Annotated in this window: 19 protein-coding genes; 1 reads left to right on the forward strand and 18 read right to left on the reverse strand. The window is 44.6% G+C overall.

Features of this window, described 5'->3' with window-relative positions; genetic code table 11:
• Positions 1 to 20: 20 nt before the first annotated feature.
• From FDP09_RS21545 to FDP09_RS21560, 4 genes are all read right to left on the reverse strand, one after another.
• Entirely contained in the window at positions 21 to 2,597 is a 2,577-nt protein-coding gene (locus tag FDP09_RS21545; protein ID WP_137404569.1) for a glycoside hydrolase family 38 C-terminal domain-containing protein, read from the reverse strand.
• 696 nt (positions 2,598 to 3,293) lie between these two features.
• The gene (locus FDP09_RS21550) at positions 3,294 to 5,426 is read right to left on the reverse strand and encodes a hypothetical protein (protein WP_137404570.1); all 2,133 of its coding nucleotides are present in this window, start codon (positions 5,424 to 5,426) and stop codon (positions 3,294 to 3,296) included.
• A complete protein-coding gene (locus FDP09_RS21555; RefSeq protein WP_137404571.1) occupies positions 5,419 to 8,874 on the reverse strand; it encodes a hypothetical protein in 3,456 nt (1,151 codons plus the stop codon). Before FDP09_RS21555 ends, FDP09_RS21550 begins: the two co-directional genes overlap by 8 nt.
• Before the next feature lie 297 nt (positions 8,875 to 9,171).
• Positions 9,172 to 9,639, reverse strand: a complete 468-nt coding sequence (locus tag FDP09_RS21560) for a JAB domain-containing protein (RefSeq protein ID WP_137404572.1) — start codon at positions 9,637 to 9,639, stop codon at positions 9,172 to 9,174.
• Positions 9,640 to 10,039: 400 nt separating this feature from the next.
• Between FDP09_RS21560 and FDP09_RS21565 the strand changes: the two genes are divergently transcribed.
• Entirely contained in the window at positions 10,040 to 11,446 is a 1,407-nt protein-coding gene (locus tag FDP09_RS21565) for a fibrobacter succinogenes major paralogous domain-containing protein (protein WP_137404573.1), read from the forward strand.
• A 48-nt stretch (positions 11,447 to 11,494) separates the two neighbouring features.
• Here the strand turns inward: FDP09_RS21565 and FDP09_RS21570 are convergent, their stop codons facing one another.
• The 14 genes from FDP09_RS21570 to FDP09_RS21635 form a co-directional block, all read right to left on the reverse strand.
• Entirely contained in the window at positions 11,495 to 11,893 is a 399-nt protein-coding gene (locus FDP09_RS21570; RefSeq protein ID WP_137404574.1) for a hypothetical protein, read from the reverse strand.
• 35 nt (positions 11,894 to 11,928) lie between these two features.
• Entirely contained in the window at positions 11,929 to 12,102 is a 174-nt protein-coding gene (locus FDP09_RS23900; protein ID WP_187328742.1) for a hypothetical protein, read from the reverse strand.
• 369 nt (positions 12,103 to 12,471) lie between these two features.
• Complete coding sequence (locus tag FDP09_RS21580; protein WP_229683312.1) at positions 12,472 to 13,254, reverse strand: hypothetical protein; 783 nt, start codon at positions 13,252 to 13,254, stop codon at positions 12,472 to 12,474.
• Positions 13,255 to 14,130 carry a conjugative transposon protein TraN gene (traN, locus tag FDP09_RS21585; protein ID WP_187328743.1) on the reverse strand — a complete coding sequence of 292 codons (876 nt, stop codon included), beginning with the start codon at positions 14,128 to 14,130 and terminating at the stop codon, positions 13,255 to 13,257.
• A 4-nt stretch (positions 14,131 to 14,134) separates the two neighbouring features.
• Positions 14,135 to 15,349, reverse strand: a complete 1,215-nt coding sequence (traM, locus tag FDP09_RS21590; RefSeq protein WP_137404577.1) for a conjugative transposon protein TraM — start codon at positions 15,347 to 15,349, stop codon at positions 14,135 to 14,137.
• Positions 15,346 to 15,645, reverse strand: a complete 300-nt coding sequence (locus FDP09_RS21595; protein ID WP_137404578.1) for a hypothetical protein — start codon at positions 15,643 to 15,645, stop codon at positions 15,346 to 15,348. The genes traM and FDP09_RS21595 overlap by 4 nt, the downstream gene beginning before the upstream one ends.
• On the reverse strand, positions 15,642 to 16,259 hold the full coding sequence (traK, locus tag FDP09_RS21600) for a conjugative transposon protein TraK (RefSeq protein ID WP_137404579.1): 618 nt from the start codon (positions 16,257 to 16,259) through the stop codon (positions 15,642 to 15,644). Before traK ends, FDP09_RS21595 begins: the two co-directional genes overlap by 4 nt.
• A 1-nt stretch (position 16,260) precedes the next feature.
• Positions 16,261 to 17,301 (reverse strand): conjugative transposon protein TraJ, encoded by a 1,041-nt coding sequence (gene traJ, locus FDP09_RS21605; RefSeq protein ID WP_137404580.1) that lies wholly within the window; start codon positions 17,299 to 17,301, stop codon positions 16,261 to 16,263.
• Positions 17,298 to 17,927 (reverse strand): TerB family tellurite resistance protein, encoded by a 630-nt coding sequence (locus tag FDP09_RS21610; RefSeq protein WP_229683311.1) that lies wholly within the window; start codon positions 17,925 to 17,927, stop codon positions 17,298 to 17,300. Before FDP09_RS21610 ends, traJ begins: the two co-directional genes overlap by 4 nt.
• Positions 17,924 to 18,586: a hypothetical protein gene (locus FDP09_RS21615; RefSeq protein WP_137404581.1), complete on the reverse strand. Its 663-nt coding sequence runs from the start codon at positions 18,584 to 18,586 to the stop codon at positions 17,924 to 17,926. The genes FDP09_RS21610 and FDP09_RS21615 overlap by 4 nt, the downstream gene beginning before the upstream one ends.
• Positions 18,576 to 19,022: a hypothetical protein gene (locus FDP09_RS21620; protein WP_137404582.1), complete on the reverse strand. Its 447-nt coding sequence runs from the start codon at positions 19,020 to 19,022 to the stop codon at positions 18,576 to 18,578. The genes FDP09_RS21615 and FDP09_RS21620 overlap by 11 nt, the downstream gene beginning before the upstream one ends.
• Positions 18,982 to 19,704, reverse strand: a complete 723-nt coding sequence (locus FDP09_RS21625) for a conjugal transfer protein TraI (protein ID WP_137404583.1) — start codon at positions 19,702 to 19,704, stop codon at positions 18,982 to 18,984. The genes FDP09_RS21620 and FDP09_RS21625 overlap by 41 nt, the downstream gene beginning before the upstream one ends.
• Positions 19,701 to 22,163, reverse strand: a complete 2,463-nt coding sequence (locus FDP09_RS21630; protein ID WP_137404584.1) for a TraG family conjugative transposon ATPase — start codon at positions 22,161 to 22,163, stop codon at positions 19,701 to 19,703. The genes FDP09_RS21625 and FDP09_RS21630 overlap by 4 nt, the downstream gene beginning before the upstream one ends.
• On the reverse strand, positions 22,156 to 22,482 hold the full coding sequence (locus FDP09_RS21635; RefSeq protein WP_137404585.1) for a DUF4133 domain-containing protein: 327 nt from the start codon (positions 22,480 to 22,482) through the stop codon (positions 22,156 to 22,158). The genes FDP09_RS21630 and FDP09_RS21635 overlap by 8 nt, the downstream gene beginning before the upstream one ends.

Genomic DNA, 22,482 nt, shown 5'->3' on the forward strand with positions numbered 1-22,482 from the left:
ATAGGTTTATTCAAAGTGGATTAATGATGGTAATCTTTTATTTTCAAGGTCCTCACCCCAAAACGGGGTATGGACAATCGGATCTTTCTCGGCGATTTGCCGGATACCTCGAGGACCTCTGCGTTCTCTCCATTGAGCGTTACGAATTCTGCGCGCTTAAAGCTCCCATCCACCAAGACCGTTGATTGTCCAGCAGTTCCTTCTGCGTTGAACAATCGCACCAGCAAATCCTTTCCTGCAAAATGGGCAGTGGTAATTTGCCAGCCTTCTTCTTCCAGCTCCAACAGGGATTGATGGGCCACATCTCCTGTTGAGGTGGTTGTTAGTTGGGCCTTAAGGGGCTCATCCCATCTGGCGTTTTCCATCCAGATCCCTGCTTCATCCCATTTTTCCCGATGGGGCACCAGGGCATATTTGACATGGGTAGGTCCCTCGATTTTATAATTCATGCCCCAAAGTGCCCTGCCTGAATATTGGATATTTAGGGCCAAAGGGTGGTCTTTGCCATGTGCATAACTGGTCGTATGATCAGAAAACAGGGCTACGCCAAGGTTTTCCGTTTCATCCATTACATCCACCCAGTTCAGGATAATATTGTTTTTTATGCTGTCCCACCGGGTAAAAAAGGTAGATTCCAATTCACTTCTTGTCACATCAAATGGCGCATTTTTAAATACCTTCTGCTGATCCAAGGCCAATGGAAAATGCACCAAAAGCTTATAGGCATCATTGTAAAAAGCTTTTTTGGGATCTACGGCTTTATAATTTTCCATCTGGGAATATTCCCCTATTCCTGGGCTCCCCTGCCAGTCTATGGTCACTTCAAAATCTATCTTTCTCTCTCCCTGATAAAAACTTATCAACTGTTCAAAAGGATGCTTTCCTATATGCCCCTTGACAGAAACAGCGGTCATCAAGGGCCCGTTCACTACGATTTCCACCTTGGCAGGGCTTTCAGTGCTTGAAAGAAACTTGCCCAAATCATAAAAATAACCTCTCAGCTCATTGAAAGCCCTATCATCCCCCTTGTCCACCAACTCTTTACCTCTCAGCTTTTTTGCTTTTAAACTCTCGATAACTCCTCCTTTGGCCGGATTGATGATTACTTCATAATAATCTGTATCGACCTGCACTTTTCCATCTGGCATCTTTAGGGCCCTGGTTTCATTTCCCTTTGGTACATTGGCCTGTTCCAGGCGAAAACTGCTCAAGCCCAATGGCCCCGCCTTTGCCCTAAACAACAATTGCTGCCGTCCATCTATATAGGCCAATTGACTTGGTATTTGCTGGCCCTTTATATCCATTACCTTCCAATTTCCTTGCTTTAAGCCTTCGGCATCCACTTTGATCAGTTCTTCCCTTGCGGTCCCTTGGCCGTTGAAGACATTTATGGATAAAGGGGCTTCTATTTCAGTGGCTTTCCCACCCAGGATACCATCTATGGCCTCCGCACTGATCTCATTGGCAATGCCGGTCCAATCCACCACTTTATCGGCCCATGTTTTATTACCTTCCACCCTGTTATAGGGGACTATCCAACAATCATGGTGCTGGGCAAGGGCAAGGTTTCTCCATCCCTCGTCAAACTTTTCCGCAGACCATGTTCCGCCAGAATAGGCCTTGGCATAAGCCGCCATTTTTTCCGCCAAGGTAATATTGTTCTCTGCCACCCTTACATTTTGGGCCAACTGCTGCATCACTTGGGAGCCCCAAACCAGGCTGACCAGAACATCTTCTTGGCTAAAGTCCCAAACATCTTCAGCCTCGGATATTGCAATATTTTCAAAGTAATTGGTCCAAGTAACATAATGGGAGGGCTGATAAAGGGGCTTATCAGCTCCCAGCCAGGGACCGCCCTTCCAAGCTGCATCCTGCAGGCACATTCCTACCGGATGTGGGATACCCTGCTCCAAAGCAGCTTGTATATAGGACTCCCCATTGCCCCATGCCCTGGTCTGCCACGTGGAATTGGGCTCTAAAGCTTCGCTCTCATACCTGGGCACGGTTTTGATAAAAGAGCCATCAGGTCCTTGCCAATTGACCAGTTCCCCTCCATGTGCGCGGGTATAGCCGCCCCAACAAGTGTTTGGATTTTTCAGCACGGCATATTTAAACCCAAAGGACTTTAGAATCTGTGGCAAAGCGCTCGTAAAGCAGGGCTCTTCCGAAGAATAAGTAGTGTAGGACATTTCAGGAAAATGTTTCCGCATATGGCGGATACCAAGGTCGAATTGTCTTATAATGGACTCTCCGGAAATATTAAAGAGGTAAGCCTGCCCATAAGACGGGTTGACAATATCTATTCTTTCGGCAAATCCTGGCTTTACCATGGCATTTTGGAAAGCCTTATAAGCTTTGGGGTCATAAACTTTTACCGAATCCCATGTTTCCGGTTCAATTTCTAGATTGATCTTCCAATTGGGATGTTGCGAAAGTTGGTCGACCATAAACTGGGTTTGCCACCTTGGATAATGACCGTATACCCCTCCATGGTATCCGTCCACAAAATAGGCGTCTTGGGCTTTGGTAACGTTAGTGGTGACAATTAAAACCGTAAAAACGCTGATTACTGCACTATGGATTATTCTTGGTTTCATTGGGTAAATTATTAATTCAATCCCTCCTTTACATCTTATATATGATGTGCACAGGATGAATAGCTATAACATATTCTATTTTTGCTTGAAAAGTAATAAAATAAAAATCAATTTGCTAAATCGATTAACTAATTTTTGTCAAAGAATATAAAAGTACAGTTTAAATATTAGGCCTACAGGGCATTCTATGAAATACATACGGGTCAATAATATTGTTTACATAAAATGAAAAGTTCAATTTTTCCAAACCTTGCCAACAAGTAAACCTACCGGTCACATAATTGATCTTAAATAGTTTATTCCATGCTAGTGGTTTTAATAGCAGGAAATAAAATCTTATTGATTTAGGATCTTTATCGATTTTTGAAATATATCCTAGAAGGCACTCCAATCCCGGACCAACCAATACTAGGTGGGGGTAAAAGTAAAGTTTAACGTTTTAGCTATGAGTATTTATTTTCGTCCGAAAACGTATAAACTCTTTTCAATCATGTACCTAAGGACGACTCGAATAGGAGGAAACAAATACCGTTAGGACTTCCTTAATGTTTAAACATTTCCTGTTGGCGTCATGCCTTTTACATTGTTCCACCCCACTCTCCTTTTCCCATGGACTAAAAATAAAATGATAACAATTTGGCCAAAAGCCCCTTCTGTCGAAATTATACGTATTGATAGTTATTGCTAGATACGAATTTATCTTACATATTTTAATAGATTTTGAATCTTAAGATACTCCCTAATATATTTGAAAGGAAAGGGTAAAACTGTTAACCCCTCATGTTTAACAAAGTCAACATTCATCGTTTCAATTAACTCGTCAAAAAGAATGGGGGCATTTTCAATTGGAACAGCCCTTCTTATATTACAATAGTTTTTAAACGATGCTTTGATACCCTTACTTTTATCGCCAACAAAGTATTCCACACCTTCACCATTTGTTCTGTACACAATGTCAATATTGGAATTGAATAGCTCGTATTTTTTTTTCTTACCACGAAGGAAATTCCTTAAAATAATACCCTTCTCCTCAAATAGAAGTTCATTAAGGAGTTCTTTCGCAAGATTCGGTTTTTTAAACTTCAACCCCAACGCATTCTTGCGATTTATGACATTCGTAGGTAAAATGTTCAATTGATTGATAATGTCATCATGAACTTCGGAAGATTCAGATTTTTTCCATCGGCTAATTATACTTATCAATTCATCCTTATCCAATTCAAAATCTTCCGTTTCTTTTTCCAAAGCATTGCCAACCTTTTTGAAAGCTGGTAATGCCCTAAGATTTGTTGTGCCTATCAAATTAATGAAACCGTCTTTTGTCTTTATTAAACCTTCAGGTTTGAAGTTTCCTTTTGAATAGAGTGGTTCGAAGTACTTCTTGAATTGATCGTATTTTGAAGAAGAAAATAGGTCACTTAAGTCCAATACCTCAAATTCTAAATTCCCATTTGGACAAATTTTAAGAAAACCTATCCGGTCAACATCCTTTGTATCATCTTTCCATGCAAACATCCAATCCTTCTTGTACTGATTTGATCCCCAATCTGTAACCGTAATATTGTTGTTTAGAACATCATCTTTGATTACGATTTCTTTAAGTATGTTTTTTACTGCTGCTAAAGCTGTTTTGTTCTGTTTTTCAAGTTTCTTCCTAGTAGAACTCTCACATGCACTTATTTCCTTATTTAGGTAAAATTCGAATTTATTTGAAAAGTCCTCAAAAGTAATGTGGTGGACAGCTATTCTTTTTGAAAATAATTTACCTGCTTCCAAGTATTGATCAACGTCACCTTCCTGATTCTCCTTGTTATTAATTAGTCTTATGCAAAAATCACCTTCTCTTGGTTTGGTATTTATTCTTATTGAAATCTCTAGCTGTTCTTTTAGGAATTCACTGAATCTCTTGCTGAAATTAACAGAATCATTATTTGAAATATTATCAATTAAAATGGTCTTTTTCTCTTGAAATAACTGATTTAGCCTTTCTTCCTTAAATTCTGAATTAGCCTGCTTAAACCCGGACCATTGAGCATTGTCCCAAGACTCAAATTGAATATCAATATAGTTTTTTAAATCAGTTTCTATTTTTGATAATAAGTGATACCATGCTCCTGCCTTTGAACGCAGAAATTTATCCCAAGAGCTGAAATCAATTAAAGGAATAACTGTTTTTTTTGCTCCCTTTACCTGTCTCATGATGAAAATATCTTCATCATTTTGTTTTTCATTCGGGAGTTTCCTCTTTAAGGTATAATTGGAACTGTTAAAATAATATCGGGGTAATTCATGAAAACGTTTCTCCGTAATAGTCATCCATTTCCTGTTGGATATTGAGGTAAAGGTTACCACGGATTCTTGTAGGGTAAAGTCTTTTGTTACCTTAAACTGTATTGTTGGTATTTGCCAAATTGTTTTACCTTTTTTCTTGAACCAACTTGGGTGAGAGTAATAGAACTTTCCTGAGAGGTTGTTAAAGCTAAAGAACTTAGACTTGTTGCTTGAAAGGCTATTGATTAGCAGTTGGGCCAGGTAATGTGGTTCTATACTTTCAGGGGAAATAACCTCGGCACTTAAAGAATCATGCCTACTGACAATTTGCTCAACAATGATAACAGCCTCATCCTCACTAACGCTTAACATAGTATAAAACGATGGTTCATTTTCGTGAACAATTGATTTAACTACAGGTTGTTTTACCAAAGCATCTAAGTATAGAGCATTCCAGTATTTTTTCTCACTCGATTTTATTCTAATGAAACTAAATGATCCATTGATTTCATCAAAATGAAAATTGACCTTAATCTTATTTGTAGCTACTCTATGCATTGATTGTTTTGTTAATAAAGTAAAACGCCTCAGAAATAGGATTACTAGATTCCAAATCAAATATTGCTGGTATTTCTATGATTTTATCATGGAAAGACTGCCTGAAAACTGGTTTTTTATTTGAAGCTATATTTATAATGAGTACTTTTTTGGCTCCAGTCCTATGCATTTTTTTACCTATATGATTTAAAATTTCATCTCGATCATTCCTTTCAAAAGCATCATTCCAAAGCTTAAAATCTATATAAATATCATTTAATGCTTTTGCATCAAATTGTTCTAATTCATCACCAGCTAGCCTTTCCAAGTTTGCATTTGGACAATACCGTCTTATCAGATGCCAGCCAATAACTTCGCCCAATGCCCCTTTGTAAATATTATTGTATAGAACAGGAGTCATAATATATTTGCCTATTCTAAAATCAGTAGCAAATCCTTCTTTTACAAAAAGCTCCTTTATTTCCTTATTTCTCATAAATGATGGTAGATTACAATTGGCAGGAGAGATACTAGCCGTTTCAGTATTTGTAAATTCAATCTTTACATTTTTGTAATCTTGTTTTTGGGTATAATTTATATGCTTACGATCGGTAGGCAGTTCTACGTAATAATCTTTAAGATTTACATGAACCGCATCATTTTCATCAAAGGTTGGATAGGATAATACTAAACGACGAAGTTTATTCCAGTTCGCATTTCGTTGTTCGTTAAATATGTATCTTATTTGTTGATGAATAAAATTATAAGCTCTCTGGTTGTTATATTCTCCTATTCCTTTTAACTCTGAGGTATTGTCAGCTTCTAAAGAGCCATTACTTGCTTTTTTTACTAATTCCTCAAACTCCCTTGTTAGAAGCTTATTGGATAGATCACTTTGTTGCAGATAAGGAATATTTTCAGCACTACTGAAAATATGAATATAAGGATTCTTTTGATTACAACGCGCCATCCTTCCAATTGCCTGATTTAAAATTCGTGTGGCATTGTTTGATATATCAGAAAGGCTATAAAGGTTATTCTCTGATTTATCATAAAAAGGATGTGCTATGTATTCAGCGCCAGATAATTTTGTAAATCCTTTTTTTATTTCATGCTTTAATTGATCATTACTTACCTGACCTTTTTGGGCGAGTGATTCCAATTGAAATATGCGTTCAACTATATGGGTCTCTTTAACTTTTCTACTGTTTACATTAACAATTAGGTGGGTTGGTTTGTCTATATAAATGGCATCAAAGTCTTTTTCGTTTTCTTTATTATCAAAATCATTGATTTTCACAAGTTTTGAATCCTCAGGAGCCATATATTGAAGGTTTTGGCCAGCTCCCACCGTTCTGTATGTTGAAATAACAAAAAGTTTAAATCCGTGGCTTAAGGTAGATTGGATATAAGCTTTCTTGTAATCAAAATCAGAACTATCAACTACATAGATGGAATTTGCAGGATTACCTGATTTGTAATCCTCTTTATTACCAAATAGGTCTATGATATTTTGTGCATATTTTTCAAAAAGGTCAATCCTAAAATCTGTTTTTTTATTGTCAGGAAGGGCCATTCCCAAAGCCAAAAAGGATTTAATATTTTTATTCAAAACAAACTCTTTAAATACTTTGAAGTACCGAACATATCTGTCAATCACATGATCCTTGGGACTGCCTTTTTGAATTTCGCACAAATAATAGTCTGCCAATTCATTTTCCTGACCAAAAATTTTCAATAACTCAGTTTTATGATTTTTGACATCAATGAAATCAACATTAATCTGCACCTGAGAGTAACCTTTTGTATTAGTCCTGTATTCTTTTTCAATATCTATCAACTCGGAATTTTCCATTTCTCGATAACCTTCACCTAATCGCTTTCTAAGGAAATTGAGGTCGTAATTCCCCACTACAGTTTGGCAATCCGCTGTAGCCGATATGGCAATTATATTTGCTTTTCTGGCAACATTCAACAGGAATTTTTCAGGTGTATTTTCGTACTGGTACTGATAAATTTTAGACTTTAAATCGTGGTCATCACTATCAAAAAAATCATAGTACCTAAAACCATTCATATAAAAATTTAAATCTACTATATCATCTTGTTTATTGGCTTTTATGAAATTCCCCTCATTACTAAGTATGGAGTCAATAAGGTACTTCCTCCAATCATCAGGTAAGTTAAATAAGTCCAATGTTGTATGAAGTGCACTTTCTATTGGAAATTCATCCTTGTTAGAACTATATTGTTTCTTTAGCTCTTGATAATTAGAGGCTATATAGAAAATTCCCTTTCGAAAATATTGAAGGAAACCTTTCAATTGATTAATTAATCCCAAGACATTCCCATTTTGACCGATAGATTCTTTTTGAAAGTGAATTTCATTAATTAATCTTTCTTCAGAAAAAGTAAGTCTCACAAAATTTTTTCCTTCGCTTAAGATCGTATGAAATTCATCATCTTGGAATAGGAAGCTCCTAACTCTATCTGGGTTAACCGTTTTAAATGGAACAGTGATATTATACTGCTCATTGATTTGGTTCACTTTATGGGAGAAAGAATCAAAAATATCAGCTATTTTGGGTACACTTATATTTTTATCCCTTAACGCAATTCTTTCATTTGATTCCTGAACTATATCCTGTGGTACCTGTAAGGTGGACAAACTTGAATATAAATGTGTAAAGAGCCCTAATAAATCTACTTTTTTAGAATATCCATTTTCAATAATCTGATTAAGTACATGCGATTTGGTAGCATCAAATTCATCAATGAATATTATAGCGTCTTCTGTAATTTTATCTTCCCAGAAATAATACGATGGCCTCACAAGTGTGGTGTTCTTTAAAAAGAATTTATCCACACTTAAGAAAAATATTCGTTTTTTGGAGGATAAAATAGCAGGATAAAGCTCAACTAACCAAGGATGATTTTTTTGTATGTAAATGATTTTTATTGATTCTGTTAAATCTTTTTTATTGGCTTTTTTCAACTCATCATCTAACCAATCTGTAATGCCCCTGCGAAATTTTGGCTCATGAGTTTTACGAATATCGTCCTTGGCTTTTTCAATTAATTGTTTTGTAAAAGCATCTTTGGTTTTTTGCTCATCAAATCCTTGAACTAAGGAAACACAATTGTGTAAAGCCTTATATTCAGGCATGTCAGTAATAAATTTAGGACAGTTGGTTTTTAAAAGAGTCCCTATAATTGTATCTGCATTTGAATCCAGAGCAATAAAATGTTTCCCAAAATCCGTCTTTTTACCACACTGCCTAAACTTATTTTTCAGCTCCTGAACGGGTAAGTTTTTCTTGAGATTGGTAATAAAGAAAATCTTACGGTTTTCCTTATATTTTTTTAAAATGTACTCTAAAACATGATAGGTTTTACCAATTCCTGTAGGTAACGGAAAAATGAAAAGCCCATTTTTATATTCGCAATATTTGTTCAGTATTTTCTGCATTATTTATTTGAATTTCCATTTAAAGAAATATAATCTGGATGTGAAAATGTTAAATCAGTTGATTTCCGATTATTAACCACAAAACGGTCATTAAATTTTGAAGACATATTTGTAAATGATCTGACCTATTTTGAGTATAAAATGATTTTTTGGTAAAGTAATAAACTTTTATATCACAGTATAAAATTTGACAGAAATTGTCGCAAAAGTGTAATAACTCATTTTCATTTAGCAGACCTAGCCAATTCTATAAAATAGATATCATACTCATTTTGAAATAATGAATAAAAAAAGGCCCTAAAGCCCTCCCATATCAGCAAATGAATAGTACCCTTCTGCGGTCAATATGATATGGTCCATAACCGGCAAATCCAACAATTTACCAGCCTTGACCATTTTCTCGGTAAGGCGGTTGTCCTGGTCACTGGGGCGAAGGGTTCCGGAAGGATGGTTGTGGGCAAGGATGATTCCCGATGCCGACGCCTTCATGGCCGCTGCAAAGATCACTTTCAGGTCCACCACGGTACCGCAGGTTCCACCGGACGAGGCGTTGACAATGCCCAGCACACGGTTTGCCCTGTTGAGCAATATCACCTTGAACTCTTCGATGAATTCCAATTTGGATTCGTCCCAATTGGCCCTGAGCACTTTGGCTGCACTTTGGGAGGAAACAATCTGCGGCTTATCTGACATCTTGGAATTGGGGCGGTAGCTTAAGGTAATTTCGGCTACTTGGCTGAGAACGGTGTTGTTGTTGCTTTCCATAACATTTCATGTTTAAGGTTAGAAATTAATTATGGAAGCCCTACAGCTAGAGGGCAAACAAGGCCAAGTGGCAACGGAATAAAGGAGGGCACGGCGGGAAGTCCTGTGTTTATGCCGTAAGCTCATGGCCGCCCCTGCAGCCCGAAAGCTAACTTTGTGGAGTGATTAAGGATAATAAGAATAAGCGCAACCTTCATTCTAATTTTGGTATGATAATTAATCAAGATGAAATTATGGGTTATTTTTTCTGTAAGGGCCTCATCACTCATTTATCTTTTATCAGAACTAAAACCATCATTAATGTAACTCATATACATTTTAAACAACTACAAAAACAAAGGAGAGATTAATTACTAAATTTAATGAACCTAGTATTCCTTCCATTTATAAGTTTATCGTCATGAAAAAATCCATTTTCGCTTTTTTTATTGTACTTTTTCTCATTTTCGGATGTACCCAAGAAACGATTGACCATCCACTACTAGGTACCGCCTCATTCTCAAAAATTGTATTTGATGACCTAACAAATTATTCGCCCAATAGTAAGGTTGCTTCAAATTCCGAATGGAAACATATTTTTAAGGAATCAGCCATATTGGTTATCACCAATAAGGCTACCGGACAAGTATACAATTTAGAATATAATCCGAATGATTTTACCAAAGCCTACCAAATCCAATTGCCGTTAGGTACATACAGTTTCAAATCTGAAGTTATGGGAGGAGATTTTGAGACTTATTTACCATTTAATATTTCTGGCGAGTTTAATTTGGATGGAACCAACGTGGACATCACCTTACATGGAACGACCGAGTATGGACTTGTAACCGTCAAAAATGAATTCGTACAGCGTGCATTCCTGAACAATAAGGATGAACTAATTCCATGTGACCAAGGGGAGTTACTATATTTGTACGTTAAGGAGGGACTGGCCCCTACTTTGACCATTTACGAAAATTTCCATGGGCAATCTTTAATTAAGCAGCTCTCCATTTCGTCCTATAATCATTATCATTTTTATTTAAAGGTTTTTGAGAATCAAGGAACCGTGAACTTTATCGAGTTGGCCATTGGCCCATTTGAGTACCATGAGGATTATTTTGAAATTGGCAGAGATGGAGAAATCACCAAAGTGACCGATGCCGGAGGCAATGAATACAGGGTTGTGAAAATCGGTGAACAGTATTGGATGGCAGAGGATCTAAAATCACAAGTCTTTTGTAATGGGGATTCGCTACAATTATTCTCCGAAAATACCTTTACAAGAGATTTAAGTTTTTCAAAAGATACCTTTGGTGTTGCACATGAGGGTGTACCTGTTAGTTTATACAGTGATGCAGTAGCTACCGACCCTAGAAACATTTGCCCATGTGGATGGCATATAAGTACAGATGATGAATGGAAAGAATTGGAAAGGATTATTGGGATGCCTGAGGAAGAAGTGGATTTGGAGACTTACAATAGAGGCTCTCAGCTAAATTTATCAGGAAAGCTAAAAAAAATCTCCAACGATGAAAGCTCTTATCCAGATGTAGAGTGGCTTTGGTTTGACAATGAATATGCAACCGATGAATATGGTTTTTCCAGTCTTCCAAGAGGCAGGATGCTTGACTATGGTGATGAAATTACTTCTACTTTTGTACTCGAGATAGTTGCTGAACAACATTCTGTTCGATACGCATCGTTTAACAATGAAGATCCTGAAAACATTAAATTATTTACAAGGACACTTTCTCTATTTTGGACGGGAATAGGAAGAAGAAATAGTGCAGGCCAACAAATAACCATACGTTGCGTTAAGAATTGAATTTTGAGATCTTCTTACCTTTAGACCGGTTGTTTTTTCGAAGTAGTATTATTGTTTTTCCAGGTCATATTTGTATTGTCCCACACCATTATTGTTAGAAGATATCAATAGCTTTTTCCCATCAAATGTATAGTCATAAACACCGCTTAGTATTAAGCCCCAATCAAAGTCAGCTGTCCAAGGATTTTCATCATTAAAAGTAATTTTATTATTATCGGCAGAGAATGTTCCCGAACCTCCGGCAGGAATTCTATCCGAATTACCTGAACAGGAAAACCTCCCATCCTTCAATTCCAATGTCGTCCGACCAGTTTGTGTCCCCGAGCTATAGGTAACGGTAAATGTCCCTTTGTATATTCCGTCTTTGACCTCTATACCATCCACTTGGCAGCCCCATAGAAGGGCCCCTATGGAAATAATTGCGAATATTATAATCCTTGATCGCATAATTCTATTTTTCCAGAAAACAATGCCCATTTAAATCACCTATTCATCATCCAATTAGCCATTAATCCTAAACCAAAACGAGCCCCTCTTTTAAATGTTTCGTTTTTGGCATTAAGAACTGTATATTTCAATATTTCTTTTTTATTGGGGCAAGCAGTATATAAAAAATCCAAGCAAACCAAGAAACGAAAACTACTGCCAATATCCATGCTAGTTTTTCACTTCCCGTTGTCTTACTGGAACTGATAATTATTAGAAGCGGTAACAACCAAATAAATGCTATCACTCCCAACAATAGGAGAACGCTTAATTCCGAACCTTCCATTTGTCAATTTTTATTGGGATATATTATTTTAAATATTCTGCGAATTCCTGCCATATTAAAGGCCAGGGGATGCGATAGTTGCGGTGCAGCAACTGTGTACCCAAATAGAACAGCAGTATTATTCCGTAAAAAACAGTTATCCCCAAATCAAATATAGTAATTTTCACCAATTTGAAAAACTAAGGTTATAGAAAAAGAAAAGCACCTCCAATCCACTTGAAGGTGCTTTTCATTAATTATATGTACTAAATCCTTACATCCTCGCCCCTTTCCCCTTCTTGGGTTCCTTGGGGCTGTTCTTCACTCCTGCGGCCTGTTGCTTTTTTTCCTGCCGGACCTGCTTTGCCTCCTTTCCCCTGTCCTTGCCCAGGATCAGGTCATTGGTCTTGACCATTTTCATTTCCGCATCATGGACGTTGACCGACTTGAACTTGGGGTTGGCCGATACGTACATGATTTCCTCCTTGCCGCCCTTTTCCATGGTCACCGGATAGACATTGCCCTTTTCAAAGGCCTTGACCATCCATTCGGTCTTGGTCGGATCCTGCAGTTCCTTGATCGGCAGTTTTGACAGGGCCTCCTTGCTGTCAAAGCCATAGTTCTCATGGTAGGACTCGATCCTGAAATTGTTGTTCTTGTCCTTTTCCGAAAAGTCCAGCTGCATCCATGCCTGGTAGGGCTCGTTTTCCTGGTTGAGCATGCCCTTTTTCACTGCCCTGCCTTCCAACAGGTTAAAGGCCTCCTTGGCCGTCACCGACTGGTTGTTGTAGAAAGTGTGCTGCTTGGGCGCAATTTCAGGGTTGGGATTGTGCAGGCTCGCATCGTACTTGTTGAGAAAGTACCGCTCCGAGGTATTGGACTTTCTGAAGTGAAGGGAAAAGTCCATTTTCCTGCCCTCTATTTCCATTTGGTGTGGCAATTGGAAGGCTTCGTTGCCTGCCTTGATCTGCTTTTCCAGTGCAGCGTTCAGGTCGGTATCAAAACCGGTGTACTTTAGTTTTTCCTTGAGGTATTCCAAATTTTCCTGGTCCATCATTTAGTTGTTTTCAGGTTGAACATCGGTCAGGTTCCTTGTTTTCAGGATGTCCCTGCCCCTGACCTTTAGGCGAAGGTTCCTGTCCCCGTTTTTTTCATTGAGCTGTATGACCAACTGTTTTTTGTCCGAAAGGGTAAATTGTGGAAAGGCCGCTACCAGGACATTGCTCCGGTGACCAGCAATCCCTTTCCCGTCCTGCCATTCGAGCAGGAGCGGGTCAAGGAATCCTTCGCGCAGCGAGGCATGTTTGGCCTGCTTCTTATCGGTGATGGTAAAAAGAAGGCCTTCCACGCTATAGGGCAACCTGGAGCGGTTGTCCACACGGAACCTAAAGAAGAGCAATCCCTCCTTTTGGTAAATGCCTTCCAGCCTGAATTTCATCCGGTAATCCCTGGACGTCCTTCGAAGGAACGCTTCTTCTTCCATCACGGCACCTCCTGCCCTTTCCAGCTCATCAGCCGCCAGCCTGCTGGCGGCAAGCCGTACATTTTTCCAAAACCCCAGTTCCTGACGGGCAATATTAATGGAAGACCGTGCCAGTGATTCACCATAGCTGATCCTGAAATGGTACAGCCGGGCATCGGCGGTGACCACATGGAGGTTGGTGGGGGAAAAAGAGCGTTTTCCGGCCTTTAACAGTAACAGGTTGGGTGCTTTTTCCTCTACTTTGGCCATGACACTGCCATGTCCCCTATCTACGCTCACCACCTTCCCGGGAAAGACCAGTGCGGTGGTATGGTCCCAGCCAACATTGACCGGATAGGCCGGCAACACCGCATCTTTGGTTATGGGCCGTATTTCCAGTTGTTGCTGTGCGGACAGCGATCCTGTATGGAGTGAAAAAAGGACCGCAAAAATTATCATGGTATTTTTCATTTGATTATGCATTTTCGGTGTTGACCAATAAAATGGGATGTCCGGCCTTCAGTGTTATTTTGATGGCCTTCTTCTTTTTCCTGAAAAGCCCCTTTGCCGCGGACACACCTGCCGAGGCAATTTGTGTTTCCAGGGTCATGCCCGAGGACATGTTGGGCAATCCGGTCACCAGGGCATCACCGGCACCCTGCTGGAGTTCTTTCCCTAGGTTTCCACTGATGGGAATGCCCGCCATGGCATCCTGGTCATAGGCTTCCAGTGACACGGGCAATATATGGTTGCCCGACCGCAGGGAGCTGACCACCAATTTTACGCGGTCCCCGTCCAGGGAGGCCCTGCCATAAACAATACTTCCCGAGGGGTATTCCATCCCGTTTACCCGCACCTTTTCCAATAGTTTCAGTTTGATCCTCCCTTCCCTTTCCAGGACGGTCTCCTCTGCAATTTCTGCTGCAATGGCGGGCTCCACCACATGTACCACCGGGCTGTGCCCTTCCAGTCCGTAGAAGGCATTCTGTTCCTGGCCGCGGGTTTCCTTAGGATCACTTTCCTTCTTTTCAGAAAGCCATTTTGTTTCCTTCTCGACGGTAAATCGTGCTTTTTCCAACTGCTTTTCGCGTAGGCGCTCCCTTACCCGTTCAGGATGCTGGACATCCAGGATCTTTTCGAGCATGCCTTCCAGTTGCTGAATTTCGGGATCGGGACCGTTGGGCTGCATACGGTCCATCAGCCCTTCCAACTGGGCGATATCCCTTTCAAGGCCGCTGGGGATTTCTTTTTTGACCGGTGCTGGCCTATGTGGCGAGCTTTCAGGTGGTAAACCTTCCCTTGGACGCACCAACTGCCGATCGAGCTGTTCCAGTTTTTCCATCAGCTCTGTCGCGCGGTGGTCTAGGCTTCCCTTTTTGGAGAGCGGCAGGAGTTCGCCGGACTTGCCTGCCGTTGGCTGTTCCCGTTCCCTTAAATAGGGATCCATCCGTGCCATTTCCCGTTTACGCTGGTCTGCCCTGGCCTTCTTTTGGTAGAGCTCCATTTTGCCCAGTTCCCGTGTTTCCAGCTGGGGCCCGGGAAGGTCGGCCCGCAAGCCGATGGGCAATCGTTCAGCATCGTCTTTATTTCGCAATCCCTGCCCTGCCCAGGCAAATGCGAGGGCAAGGGGAAGGACGAACAATGGAAGGACCAGCAGTAGGGTCCGTTGTCTGGTGTTTGGTCTTTTCATGGTTTTTCTTTGTTTGATTGGTGAAGAGTTGTATCCATTACAGGCCTATATTCCCCCAGTGGAATATCAGGTGTGGCAGAAACGACTGCCACGTTCCCTCCGGCGGTCAGTTGTAGGACAATGGTCCCTGCCCAAAGGGCGAGTAAAAGGCCATATAGCAGGATGCGCTTCTGGTTGGAGAGCCGTCGGTCCATTTTGTCCAGGCCAAGGGCAAGCGATGTGGGTACATCCCTTATCATTTCCAACACCTGTGGTGTTTTCACTTTTGTGCCAAGGGCAATGGGGCATTGTTTCATCTTTTTTCGATTTTGAGGTCCTTGTTTTCCAGTGTTTCCCACTTCTCGATCAGCAGACCGTGCGGGTTGTTGCGGGACCGGGCCATTTCCCGGAGCACACCGGTGGTGACCAGCCTTCTGGTCAGCTTGGAAGTGGGCCTGGTGATGACCTGGGATCCATAGTACCGGAAGCGATAGGGGCTTTGCCCCATGTCCAGGGCTATGCTGTCCGTTTGGATTTCCTGGCTGATGTTGCCGGTCACCAGCCTGTCGTAATAGCCCTGCTCCCGCAGCACCTGGTAGGCGTCCCGGACTGACCCGTCGCCAAGGTACATGGCCTCGGCGAGCCTTTGTTCGATAAGGTCATCATCCGGGGAAAGCCCAAAGAAGCGGTCATGGAAACGGATGACATGCTCCCTTGCTTCCACCTTCAGGTTGTCCCTCCTTCCATCGGCAAAAGCTTCCATTACCTTCCCGTCCAAAAGGATGTACACCCGCTCTGCGGCCTGCTGCTGGAAGCGGTAGGAAAGCAATATTGACCCAAGGGCCAGCAGTACTGCCCCGATGGACAGCACCAGGCTGAAGCGTTTCACATGCCCGAAGGCCGTTTCGATATTGGTCAGGTGTTCGAACATATCAGGTAAGGGTTTTGGCTGCCGCAACGGGTGCAGAGGTCACCATGCTGCTGGTCTTGTGGAGCAGCGTGTCCCTGCCAGCCGCATGGACGATGTAGTTGGCCACCGAGGGGACGGTAAAGTAGCCGATGATGGCAATGACCAGAAAGATCAGGTAGGCCGTATCGGTGGAAGAAAAGAAGGTCTTGCCAGCATTCTCCACCTGGCCGATATCGATCAGGATCATGTTCTCCTGGATCTTCCCGATAATGGCCCCGAAGATATTGGCCACCGGAAGCCACATGTACACGTTGATATAGCGGGCTATCCAGGAGCGGAGGCTATGGGCAAAACCGTCGAATACGGAGATGCCCATCACGATCGGCCCCAATATGGAGAGCACGATCAAATAGAACACCCTGATGGTGTTGATGCACAGGGCTGCGGCCTGGTAGAGCACTTCAAGGACTTCGCTCATCCATTTTTTTATGGAGTTGGAGAAGTTGAAGGAGGCCTTTTCCATGGCAAACTTGATGTCGTTGCCCAGCCCGTCCCAAAAACCCTCTTCACTGCCCTCGGGATGGGTGTATTCATACCAGCTATCCCGGTCACCACTGCCGCTTTCCCCCACGTACATTTCCCAGTATTCGGTGGACTCCAATGCCCGTTGTTTCTCGGCAAGGAGCCTTTCGATGGCCGCATTGGATCCTTCCACCATTTTTCCGGTGGCCCCTGCCAGTGGGGAAAGTACTGCGTTCATCAAATGGAGCACGGAAGGGAAGAGCATGATGGCCATGCCCAGGGCAAAGGGGCGCAACAGCGGATAGAAGTCCACCGCCTCTGCCCGTGCGATATGTCCCCATACCCTGCTTCCGATATAAAATATTGCCGCAAACCCCGCAAGTGCCCTGCCCGCCCCGATCAGCTCGGATGCCAGCGGTACCATGTCCACATAGAGGCGGTCCAACACTTGATGGAGTCCCCCTGCCCCTCCGCTCACGCCTTGGGCATGTGTCCCTAGGGCAAGGAACACGAGCAATAATGTAGCTATTCCCCTTTTCATGGCTGTAGGGATTTGATGGTTCCAAGATTTGCAGAAGCCTGTTTCCGCTGGCGGTTCAGTACCGCCGCTTCATTATTAAAGATGCGCACAAATACATAGCGGTCCTTTATTTCATCAAAGATCCGGTCGATGGCCGCCATCCGTTCCCTGTCGGTCATCTGCAGTTTTCCCCCGGTGACCACCAGCAGCAGCTCTTCGATGTTGCGGGCACTCATGTCCAGCAGGTTGCCGTATACCAGGACCAGGTAATCGAGCTCTTCACGGGTAAACCGACCACGGTCGAGAAACTGGCGGTAGGCCCTGCGGTATTCATCCAAAATGAGCTTTTGGTAGTTGATGGTCCCGCCCACCTTATGGTAGCGTTTCACCACCGGGCTGACCGCGGAGAGCCCGTCGATAAAGAGCTTGTGCAAAGAGAAATTGCCCGAGGCAATGTCCCTTACCGCATTATAGCCACGGCTCAAAGTCCGGTAGCCCTTGTACATGTCGTCGAGGACCTGTTTGAACCGGTTCAGCTTTTCCACGTTGAGCAGCAGCTGGGCGGTTTCGCCGACCTGGGCCATCGCCACTTGCGGTGTACCCCACAGACTGCCCATCAGCAATAGTATCGTCAAATAGTGTTTCATGGTGTTTTCAATTGATGTAGTTGCCGAATGGTCCCCAAGTCCCCCGCATGCCAGGCCCGGTGCCGCAGCAATTGGTAGCTTTCCCGGTTGAATGCCCGGAGAAAACGGTCCAGTCCCTGTAGTTCCACGTATAGCCGGTCGACCAGCTCCAGGCGCTCCCCTTCGGAAAGCTCCAGTCCCGGTTGCAGCGCCACGGCCATCAGCTCGTCCAGTAGCTTGGATGCCGTTGACACCGCATTGTCGAATACCTGTCCGAAATACTGCTTTTCGGAAGGCTTCAACCTACCCTGGGCGGCAAACAGCTTTTTGGCCGTTTTTATCCGGCCCAGCAGGCGGAGCTGCAGGGCGATAAATTCCGGGACAACACTGTAATTTCTGACAGCAGGACTGATCCAGGCCAGGCCGCCAAAGAAATCCCCGTGCAGGTTAAGTTCCCCGTTGCGGACCATCTGGACCGTGTTCCAGCCATCGCGCATTATTCCATAGCCTTTCCGCGCATAACCGATATAGAGCTGCAGGCCGGTAACCTGTTTGGCCAGGTATTCCTTTTGGGTCTTTTTCTGCCGGAACCATTCACTGAAGGTCTGGGCATTTGCCGTGGCAGTAAACGCCAATAGCAGAACCACCAGTAGCCGGATTGTTTTCTTTTTAAATTCCATATCGTCTTGATTTTTGTTGTTCCATCGGGTTGACCATTGAAATGGCCAGTTTCCGGGAAGGGATGTCCCGGATATCCCCGGGGGACAGCCTTCTTTCCTTTATGGTCCATCCAAACCGGTCCTGGTGGCAAAGCTCCATGTGGGCAAGTCTCCAGTTCCCTTTTTCATTGGGCTCCAATTTCAGGTAGGCCGTCGTATGGGGGTGGCCTTCTCCCTGCCATTGCAGGTAGGTGCCCATCAGGATTCCCTCATTGGGATAGGTCTCCTCCCCTTTTAGATACCCTTTGATAAAGGCCCTTATGGACGAGGTAAATTTCCCGGGATGGGCAGCCTGGCAATGGTAGGCCCCGTCATAGCCCTTGGCCTTCAGGACGGGCATCCAGCGGTGGGCCAGGTCAAGAAGCTCCCGCAGGGTTGTTATCTGTTGTCTGTTCATGGATTTCCTTTAGTGTTTTGATTGCCCCCTTGGCATGGCTGCGCTGCCGCGCGATCAACAGGTTCCGTTCATTGAAGCGCATCAGATCATTGAGGTTGAAGCGGACCTTCTTTTCTACCCGGTCGATCAGGGCAAGCCGTTCGCCGTCGTCCATTTTCAGGTTAAGGGCGCTGACCACGCCGAGCACCTGTTCGAGGTTGCGCACCGAATGGTCAAGGATGCCCAAATACACCTTTTCCATCCACCGCAGCTCTTCTGCCGAGAACTGCCCGCTTGCGGTGATATGCTGCCAGGCCTTTTGGTATTCGCCCACCAGTCGCCCCTGCATTTCGGCAATGTCCCTGACCTTTTGGTACTGGCTTATGGCGCTTTTCACCTTCCAGAGGCCATCGTAATAATCCCCGTACAGTTCCTTTTGCCGCTCTCCCCACCCGGCGATCTCCTCCAGCTTGAGCTTGTTCAGCGCATTTTCAAGCACCTTCTGCGCATTCTGCAGCCATATGGTGTTGTTCTGCATCCGCTGGATCTTCAGGTCGATCGCCACAATGGCCTTTTTTACCCCTTTGCGGATGATCTCCAGGATATAGGCCGGCACTGCCGCCTCCGATCGGGGCATTTGAGGAGCCCCAAAAAGCAGCAGCCCGGCCAGTATCCCGATCTTAAATGCCTTTGGTACCCTCATTCCTGCCCTCCTTTCATTTCCGCGGCCACTGCCGCAATGCCTTTTTCCAATTTCCCGCCAAAGGCTTTGGCCCTTTCCTGCACCTTTATCTTCTCCTTTTGCTCGGTGGTATAGGCCAGGTATTCCTCGGGCGACACCTCGGTACGGTACACCTTGCTTACCGGGCCAAGGCCGATAAAGACTTCCTTGTACTTCCTTCCCGGCTCATTGGCCCTGTTGATCGACATGATCTGCATGGTCTCCTTTTCGGTCAATCCCAACAGCTCCCGGATCCCGTCGAACTTGTTGCGGTATTTGGACTGGTCGAGTAGGATCTTGCAGTCCGAATTGTTGATGATCGCCTGTTTGATAACGGGGCTGGAAATGATGTCCTCTACTTCCTGGGTGACCACCACCGCCTCGCCATAGAACTTCCTCACCGTTTTGAACAGGTATTTGATGTACTCGGCCATCCCCTGTTTGGCAATCGCCTTCCAGGCCTCTTCGATCAGGATTATCTTCCGCACGCCCCTGAGCTTTCGCATCTTGGAAATGAAGATCTCCATGATGATCAGCGTCACCACCGGGAACAGTATCGGGTGGTCCTTGATGTTGTCCAGCTCAAAGACGATAAAGCGCTGCTCCAGTAGGTCCAGGTTTTCCCGGGCGTTGAGCAGGTAGTCGAACTCCCCGCCCCTGTAATAGGGCCGCAGCACGTAGAGGAAGTTGTCGATGTCAAAGTCCCGGTCCTTTACGCCCTGCGCTTCCAACTGCTGTTTGAACCCGGTTGAACAGAATTCAAAAAAGCTATCAAAGCAGGGAAAGGTATCCAGCTGGTCATAATAGCTGCCAAGGGCATTGGAGATGGCCACGTACTCGCTGCGCGTAAAGGTCTCGTCGTCCTTTTTCCAGAGGGCCAACAGCAGGATCTTGATGCTTTCCTTTTTTTCGGTGTCCAGCACCCTGCCGCCCAGGTGGAAGGGGTTGAAGCAGATGGGGCGGTCCTCTTCATAGGTAAAGTAATAACCTCCTGCCAGCTCGCAGAGCCCACGGTAGGAATGGCCCACGTCCACCAGCACCACATGGGCACCCTGGGCATGGTAGCTGCGCACCATATGGTTGGTAAAGAAGCTCTTGCCGCTGCCCGAGGGGCCTAGGATAAACTTGTTGCGGTTCGTTATCCATCCCCGCTCCATGGGCTTATCGGAGAGGTCCACGTTGACGGGTTTTCCCGTCTGCCGGTCGGCCAGCCGCATGCCGAATGGCGATGGACTGGAGACATAGCCCGTTTCCATGTTGAAAAGGCAGCTGGCCTGCCGGCCAAAGGTCAGGAAGGTCTCCTCTATGGGAAGGGCCGCCGCATTGCCGGGGATCCCCGCCCAGAAGAGCTGCGGGGCCGAAAGGCTTTCCTCCTTGGCCACCGCATCGATCCTGGCAAAGGCCGCCCCGACCTTGTTCCGGATGGATTTGCTCTCCTCCGGATCCTCCGACCAGGCAAGGACATTGAAATGTGCCCTTACCGGCCGGCTGCCCTCTGCAATGCTTTCGTTCAGGAAGTCCTGTATCGCCTCTTTTGCATGCAGGTTTTCCCGGGAATAATGGGCCAGGCTTTGCATGCGAAGTGCCCTGCTCTCGAGTTTTTTTGCCACCGCCTGCCGGTCTTCCACGATCACGTACTGGTTGTAGACATGGTCAATATCCAACAGCTGTCCCAGGGGTGCCGCCTGCCCGATGGCATAGGCCTGCCTGTCGGTGCTGTACGCTTCATGGGGGATCTGGTCGGCCAGCACATTGGGGAGCCTGTCCATCTCCGAAAGGGAAAACACCTGTACCTTGGCCGCACCAATCCGTAGTTCCGGCCTGAAGGCAATGTCCCTTACCCGGGGCTTTCCATCTCCGGGATCCAAAAAGAGGTATTGTTCCAATAGCCCCGGCCTTTGGGCGGTCCCCAGGTAATCAGCCTCCTCCAAACGCCGGACCTCCATGCCGCTGTCGGCAAGCAGTTGGACGAACTGGCCCAGCACGTTTTCAAATTCCTCCATCCTTCTTGCATCCAATAGCTCCGCGGAAAGGAACCTTGGGGAAAGCAGGTTGGAAGTGGCCAGGTCGGTCGGCTTTTTCCCCTTTCTCGGCAGGGTGAGGAACAGATGGCAACAGTGGTCTAGATAGGGACGCTCATGGAAGAACAGCCCGCTGCCCCTGTCCAGGAAGCCTTGGTCTTCCTTTCGGACAAGCCCGTCGAATTGCTTTTTTGCAAACCAATCCTGCTTATGGAGCACCGTTCCTTCAGGAAGGAGCCTGATCGCCTTGGCCCAACCCGACTGTAGGGCAGCATAGCCCGGGCCGTCAAGGGTAAAGATTTCCGGCAGCTGCACTTCATGGCCCGCGGTGATGTCACCTGCGCCCGAAACCAGGAATCCCTTTTCCAGTTTGCCGATGGGAAACCAATCGATCATCTCTTTTACATTGTGGCTATCCATGTTTTTTGCGGTCTTGTTTTCTGATAAATTCCCTGTCACGCACTTTGATCCCCATGGGCACCTTGCGGTGGGCCATGCGCTTTTTCAGGCCATGTTCTCCGTATTTTCGGTTCATCCTGAACACCCCTTCGACAAGCAGGTAGCCCATGAAGCCACAGGCCACGCCGTTGGTCCAAAAGGATATGCCCAGCACATAGCCCATGGCAAACAACAGCAGCAATACCACCAGGCCGATGCCCAGGTAAAGGATGTACTGTGCCTGCAGTCCCTTGAAGGAAACCGGCCTGTTGACGCCCTTGTTGAGGGTAAACCGTTCCAT

Source organism: Echinicola rosea, from assembly GCF_005281475.1.
GTDB classification, from domain to species: domain Bacteria; phylum Bacteroidota; class Bacteroidia; order Cytophagales; family Cyclobacteriaceae; genus Echinicola; species Echinicola rosea.